General features: G+C 50.6%; 7 protein-coding genes and 1 pseudogene. 6 read left to right on the top strand and 2 right to left on the bottom strand.

Annotated features, from left to right (window positions below; all coding sequences use genetic code 11):
• The coding region (locus U2W12_RS00505; RefSeq protein ID WP_326498717.1) for a TRL-like family protein at nucleotides 1–324 on the top strand (324 nt) is incomplete at its 5' end.
• 87 nt (nucleotides 325–411) lie between these two features.
• Here U2W12_RS00505 and U2W12_RS00500 read toward each other — a convergent pair.
• Nucleotides 412–534: pseudogene (locus U2W12_RS00500) on the bottom strand (IS1595 family transposase); the annotation flags it as partial.
• Between the two features lie 469 nt (nucleotides 535–1,003).
• Here U2W12_RS00500 and U2W12_RS00495 point away from each other — a divergent pair.
• The 3 genes from U2W12_RS00495 to U2W12_RS00485 all read left to right on the top strand — a co-directional run bounded on the left by U2W12_RS00495 (nucleotide 1,004) and on the right by U2W12_RS00485 (nucleotide 4,483).
• Entirely contained in the window at nucleotides 1,004–2,350 is a 1,347-nt protein-coding gene (locus U2W12_RS00495; RefSeq protein ID WP_326498716.1) for a hemolysin family protein, read from the top strand.
• A gap of 297 nt (nucleotides 2,351–2,647) precedes the next feature.
• A complete protein-coding gene (locus U2W12_RS00490; protein WP_326498715.1) occupies nucleotides 2,648–3,760 on the top strand; it encodes an AI-2E family transporter in 1,113 nt (370 codons plus the stop codon).
• A 300-nt stretch (nucleotides 3,761–4,060) separates the two neighbouring features.
• Entirely contained in the window at nucleotides 4,061–4,483 is a 423-nt protein-coding gene (locus U2W12_RS00485; RefSeq protein ID WP_326498714.1) for a site-specific integrase, read from the top strand.
• Between the two features lie 644 nt (nucleotides 4,484–5,127).
• Here the strand turns inward: U2W12_RS00485 and U2W12_RS00480 are convergent.
• The gene (locus U2W12_RS00480; RefSeq protein ID WP_326498713.1) at nucleotides 5,128–5,751 is read right to left on the bottom strand and encodes an SRPBCC family protein; all 624 of its coding nucleotides are present in this window, start codon (nucleotides 5,749–5,751) and stop codon (nucleotides 5,128–5,130) included.
• 25 nt (nucleotides 5,752–5,776) lie between these two features.
• Here U2W12_RS00480 and U2W12_RS00475 point away from each other — a divergent pair, with 25 nt between their 5' ends.
• Both U2W12_RS00475 and U2W12_RS00470 read left to right on the top strand, forming a co-directional pair.
• Nucleotides 5,777–6,010, top strand: coding sequence for a topoisomerase DNA-binding C4 zinc finger domain-containing protein (locus U2W12_RS00475; RefSeq protein ID WP_326498712.1), 234 nt, complete (start codon nucleotides 5,777–5,779; stop codon nucleotides 6,008–6,010).
• Between the two features lie 39 nt (nucleotides 6,011–6,049).
• Nucleotides 6,050–6,409, top strand: coding sequence for a hypothetical protein (locus tag U2W12_RS00470; protein WP_326498711.1), 360 nt, complete (start codon nucleotides 6,050–6,052; stop codon nucleotides 6,407–6,409).
• Nucleotides 6,410–6,550 lie beyond the last annotated feature (141 nt).

Here is a 6,550-nt window from a genome sequence, read left to right as displayed (position 1 = left end):
AATTGCTCGGCGCTAGGCTTGGCGATCCTGGCGACCAGCCTGAGCGGGTGTATGATCGTCGATTCGCCGATTAAGGGAGTGCTGGGTACCGAGGTTATCTGGGGCGATATAGCGACCGGGGAAGCCGGTTCTGGCACCCCCGGTGCGACAAAGGAAGGCAAAGCCTGTGCGGAGTCCATCCTGGGCTTGCTGGCCCGCGGCGATGCCAGTGTTCGCGCGGCAAAGCAAAACGGCAATATCACGGAGGTCACTACAGTGGATCACTCGGCGAGGAATTTTTTAAATATCGTCGGCGAATGGTGCACGATAGTAAAAGGCCGCTAGGGGATCTATCGTTCGACCCAACGCCGGGGCTACCCATTGGATTGACCGGTTCTATCGCAGTAATCCGCGTAGCCGCACCCTGGGCAACGGGCAGCCTTGCGGCCAACGTGAGGCTTCCAGGGTGTCCCCGCATTGCTCATCGGTGCCACACTGCGCAAGGGCTGCGGGCAAGGACAAGCCTTGTTGAAATTGGATACGGTTCATGGCCACGACTTTTTCTCTTAGAAGGGTTTGTTTTGGTCAGAATGCGCCTTATGGTTGAGAAAATCTGGTCTGGCTGAAGAATCTTTCTAATCAGGAAATTTTTTGACCTCTGCCGCAAATCAGTTTAGAAAAATGGCGTTCATCGCTATTTCCCCCTCTAAAATAAATAGCCACGCCATTTCTTGCAACTGCTGGTGGGGCTCCAAATCTCATGGTCACCTCCGGCTGCAGTTTAAAATCTGCCTTAAGAAATAGCCTGGGTTTAGATAACCATTTCAATTTATCGATCTGCCGCAAAGAACACTCTTTCGGGCAACTCAGGCTTTGACACTGCTTTTCGATGGCAGATTGCCTCAGCTTATTTTATGATCCTTTCTCAAAAAGGGCTTATTTCGCTGAATACTACCGATGGCCTGCTTCATGTAGTATATAGATTTTAACTATTACCGTAATTGTTTCATATTGAAACCGCGCTATGACTATCATCGTTCTTGGCTTTCTGATCATCCTCAACGGCGTCTTCGTCATGTCAGAAATGGCGATTGTGTCGGCGCGCAAAGCGCGCTTACAACAGTGGAGCGAGGGCGGCCGTATGGGTGCCGGCCGGGCGCTCGCACTCGCCAATAAGCCCGCGAATTTTCTTTCGGCCGTCCAGTTCGGCATCACGGTTATCTCGATTCTTAGCGGCGCACTAGGCGAAGCCACTTTGTCCGAGCAGGCTGCCGAGAGTCTGTCCCGGTTTGCATGGCTGCGGCCCTATGCCGAGCGAATGGCGTTCTGGATCCCGGTGACGGGAATAGCCGCTTTCTCGCTGATTCTCGGTGAGCTCGTGCCCAAACGCTTAGCTCTTTTAAATCCGGAAGGCATTGCCAGTGCCATGGCGCGCCCGATGGAGATTATCTCAGCAATCGCCTTCCCGCTGGTGCGGCTAATGAATTTCTTCACCGATCTGGTGCTTTGGATGCTCGGCGTACGGGCATCGGTGCATCCACCCATCACCGAGGAAGAGATCAACGTGCTCATGGCGCAGGGAGCAGAAGCGGGTGTGTTCGAGAAGCACGAGCAGGCGCTGGTATCCCGCATTTTCCGGCTGGACGATCAATCGATCCGGAGCGTGATGACGCCTCGGGGTGACATTGTGTACATCGACCTGAATGATTCCTTCGAGACCAATCGTCAGAAGCTGTTGCACAGCGGCCACTCGCGGTTTCTCATCTGCAAAGGTGGGCTCGGCGAGGTGGTGGGTGTACTTCGAGCGAAGTCCGTACTGGACGCCTTCCTTGAAGGCAAGCCCTTCGACTTCGCAAGCGATGCTGTCAAGCCCCTTTACGTGCCGGAAACCCTGACCATGATCGAATTGCTCGGAGCATTCAAGAAGCACCGCCAGCATCTTGGCTTGGTGATCGATGAATACGGGGAGCTTCAGGGACTGGTGACGTTGAATGATGTCATGGAGATATTGGTTGGAGATGTCGCGACCGTCGAAGACGAGTCGCAACCCGAAATCGTGCAAAGAAAAGACGGATCGTGGCTGGTTGACGGCGACATCCCGATCGAGCGTTTTAGGGAAGCTATGAAAATCGATTACAAGCTACCTGGCGAGGGTGTTCAGGCCTATCGGACGCTAGGCGGTTTTGCAATGATGTGCCTTGGGCGCGTACCACAGATCGAAGATCAATTCGTCAGTCACGACCTCCGGTTCGAGGTCGTTGATATGGACCAAAATCGTGTGGACAAACTCATCATCTCCAGGATCGAGGCGGAGCCGCGCCCATCATGGCATGAAGAGGCACTCGGCAAGCGAGACGAAGGCGATGATTAAGAGCCACCCGTCACATTCGAAACCGACACCCGCATTCAGCTGACACTGGAAAAACTCCATATGAAATGTTAAAAAGTAAACTCGGCCTTTAAAAAAGCATGTCAGCCGAGTTTCAGGGTTCCACAGTGGATAATCGATCTGTGCCCCGTTAACTAAACCCCACTCCCGGACATGACGCGACTTCAATTGATAGACTCCGATAAGCATTACCTGATGGCGAGTTCGGGATTTCAGTAGACCCCAACTCCAGATGAGTGATAATTCTTAGATATTTCCAGACTGCCGGAGAAAAACGCAGTGCTTAGCGAAAACCGTATCGACCGATATGCCGGCATCGCCTTGGTCACCGTTTTGATGATGGGCTGTTTCGTCGTGCTGCGCCCTTTTCTCTCAGCCATCCTGTGGGCTGTGATCCTATCCTTTTCTACCTGGCCCGTTTACTACCAGATCGAACGGGCTGTCAAAGAAAGAAAGGGGCTGGCTGCCGGATTGATGGTTTTGCTGGTCGCAGCCGTGCTGATCCTACCGTTGGTGTTCCTCGGAACCAGTATAGCGGGTGACCTTACCGCATTGCTTGAGATGGTGCGCCAACTCCTCAGTGAAGGATTGCCTACCCCGCCCGCGTGGGTTGCGAAGCTGCCTGTCATAGGCTCACGCATGCACGACCACTGGCAGTCGATAGCGGGTAGCGGCGCCAAATTAACCGAGGAGTTAATACAATATCTCATTCCCTTGCGAGATTGGGCATTACGAAGTGCGGCGAATATGGGAGAAGGCATTTTATACCTCAGCCTCAGCGTGTTCATTGCGTTTTTTTTCTATCGAGACGGCACAGTCCTATCCGACCGACTGGAAGCGTTATTCGCTCGGGTCGGTGGAAAACAGGCGCCAGGATTGTTCCTTATCGCGGGAGACACCATCAAAAGCGTTGTCTATGGCATTATAGGCACCGCGCTAGCTCAGGGATTCTTGGCAGGTACTGGGTTTTTGATCGCTGGCGTACCCGGCGTCCTGCTGCTCAGTGTTCTGACCTGCATCCTTTCGTTGATTCCCATCGGGCCACCGCTCATCTGGGCGCCTGCCGCGATTTGGTTGTTTCAGAAAGGCGAGACGGGCTGGGCCGTCTTTCTCGCTTTCTGGGGCTTATTGGTAGTAAGCGCCGTCGATAATGTCCTTAAACCCTACTTCATCAGTAAGGGGAGTCACCTGCCATTCATCCTGGTGTTTCTGGGCATATTGGGTGGCGTGATGTCATTTGGCATCCTCGGCATTTTTCTGGGCCCAACATTGCTGGCTATCGCGTACGCATTATTTCAGGAATGGAGTTTCCGGGAACAAGAATTAAAGGTTGAGATTCCCAAAGCACGTTGCTATGAGAATCGAGCCGATCGAAACTTGCCGCCTAAATAATCTTTTACTCCCTTTTGTGGGGAAATCAGTGGCTGTCTCGATGCCGCTGCGCAGTAACGATCTAGCTACTTGGCAGCTTAATCGTCGCGACGTCTAGCGTAGCATCGTGTTCTTAATTTAGCCGCCTGTAATTAGAAAGACATCTCCATGCATTCATTGATATGATTATTCGGCTTTCTGCAGTGGATGTGCTGGGCCGCGCTGAAAGCGGCATTGAGGGCTGTCAAACACTCACGCCTTGGACACGTTAATCGTGGACTGGCATGCTGTTTCTACCATATTCATCTACTAGCTCCCTTATTGAGTCCGCAAACCGTTGCCGGCTATCGCGACGCTTTCACTCTATGCTTGACGTTCACCCACCAACATCTCGGCACATGGCCGGCGGCAATGAATCTATCCGACATCACGCCGGCATTGATTCTGGCCTTTCTGGATCATTTGGAGCGGGAGCGACACAACAGCGTACGTAGCCGGAACATCCGATTAGCCGCATTACGCGCGTTTCTGAAGTTCGCATCACACCACGATCTGTCAGCCCTGCAAACCATTGAACAGGCCTTGGCCGTACCGATGAAACGCTTCGAGCTACCTTTACCCGAATTCCTCTCGCGGGAAGAAATGCTCGCCATCATCGGCGAACCCGGCATGACCGGCCATTGTGCTGCCGGAACAGCCCAGATCATCATCAATAACTTCGATGTCGCTGCGTGGCCAACCTAATAAAACGGCTTTATCTGCCAGACCGTATTGCAGCCTTGTCGATTCTTGATGCCGTTGGACTTGTTGCAGTGTCGATTGCCGAATGTAGATGATGGCTTTTCGATTAAGGTGTTGCGTTTTGATCTTTCCGCTGTGATCCAGTGGATTAATCGTGCGATTGGGCAAGACTGCATTCATGACAGCCCCCTTTCGATTGATCAACTTGCTAATCTATAAGGCTGGGCTTAAGTTGATAGGATTGGATTCAAACGCATGTAGTGATATCCGGATCTGTTAATCACCACATATTAGGATGATAGGCCGTTAGCGAGGCAGGCTAACGTCACAGATTTGTTGCAAAGTTTCCTAAAAAGCGGGATGATAAACAGAAATCATTTAATTATTTGTTAGTGTATTCAGTCAAAAATTCCGGCGAGTGACCCTGATTGCTGTTGTCTTCATGGCCTCACAAGAAGAAACGTTTAGCCGCGCGGTTGCGAAAGGCTGATCGGTCATTTAAATCCGAATCTTTCCGGCCATTTAGGGAACCTATATTAAAAACTGCCACCTTCTCTATAGTGGTCAGTAGGTTTGCATGTGTCGAGAAAAAAATGAAAACTTAAAACAGTTGCTCGCTACAATCTCTTGCCTGGAATACCCAGTAATTAGCAGCATTTCGAGATTGCCATCCTTTCCAGCCCTTGGGCCATCTCAAAAGCTTCCTCGGAAAGTTTTCGTTTCATTAACCAAGGACCGAATACTGGCGGAAGCCAATATTTCGGTGTCAAATCGAAATCGAAGATCAACCGAGTGCTAGCACCATTTGAAAGTAGATGCCAGCGGCCGTTTCCCTGTCGAAAATCCCCCCGGTTCGGTACAATGGTCATAGCAATATCACCATCTGGCAGAAGCCGGACATCCTGAATCCAGTCGAAGCGTAAACAGACGGCTAGAATACAAAAGTCCGAGCTGACGACCATTCGAATCCCTCCATGATCAAGGTGTCCCACGGGTTCTACCCGTTTGATATCTGGATTGACCAGCGGAAAATTCTCATAATCCATGAGAAGAGCGCGGATTTTCGAAACAGGCGCATGGATAACGGCTTCCGAGTGCATCATATACCGTCCCTGCCGCTGTATGATCGAGCTGTTCATCACCTCGGCGCTCTGGGTTGCCAAAGGAAGACCGATTGTGGCAATCAACAACCATGCCGATCTCCGAACCGGACAAATTTTGCGCATCATTGAAAAAAATTGAGAACCGCATTTCTGTAAACTGGTCGACATAACATATTGCTAACGGGAAAGCTTTATGTGGATTTTATCTTCATTGTTAGCTGGTCTTAAACCATCGATCAAAACACATGTCAAATATATTAATCATGTGAAGACGATTGCCGAACAAAAGCAGCAGCGGGATGATAACGCCTGTCCAAGATGCGGCCTACCGATGGTGCTAAGAACTGCCCGGAGCGGCACTCATCAAGGCAACCAATTTTGGGGTTGTAGTGGTTTTCCTAAATGTCGAACTGTTCGTTCTGCATGATACTGAGGGCAAAAAATCAAAAACTTCCTTTAGAATCAAATGATTAAAATTTACAAAAAAGTTATTTTTAACGAAACGGTCAAGCAAGATCACAGATTGGAATCGCCCGAACAGGTGGCTTGCGTTAAGACGAGAGCCTTTCGAGTGCCCGATCTGATTGCAATTCCGGTCATGGTCATCGCTGCTGTGTTCGGTGCTTTGGTCTTTTCCGCATTTTTTGCTTTGCTCTTGATTCCGGTTGCAATATTGGCTGTAAGGACATGGTGGATATTCAGAAAGCTGCGGCAACATCCCATCGACCAAAGTCTGGATGTGGAATATACCGTTATCAGTCACACATCGAAAAAAGACGACCTAGGAGTCTGTCGGACTTTCGAAGCCGCAGTTGGTAAAATATAGGCTATCGATTCTACTCTAAGGCTAGGCTGAGATGAGCCGATTCATCATTGTTGACAGGGCGACCGATTATCTTTTACCGCCGTCGGTGGACGAGTGGTTACCCGAGAATCACTTGGCGCGGTTCATTGTGGAAGTGATCGA

The organism is Methylomicrobium sp. Wu6, assembly GCF_035916875.1.
Lineage (GTDB): Bacteria > Pseudomonadota > Gammaproteobacteria > Methylococcales > Methylomonadaceae > Methylomicrobium.
Note: the sequence above shows the minus strand (reverse complement) of the source record. Positions and strands in the feature narration are given on the sequence as shown.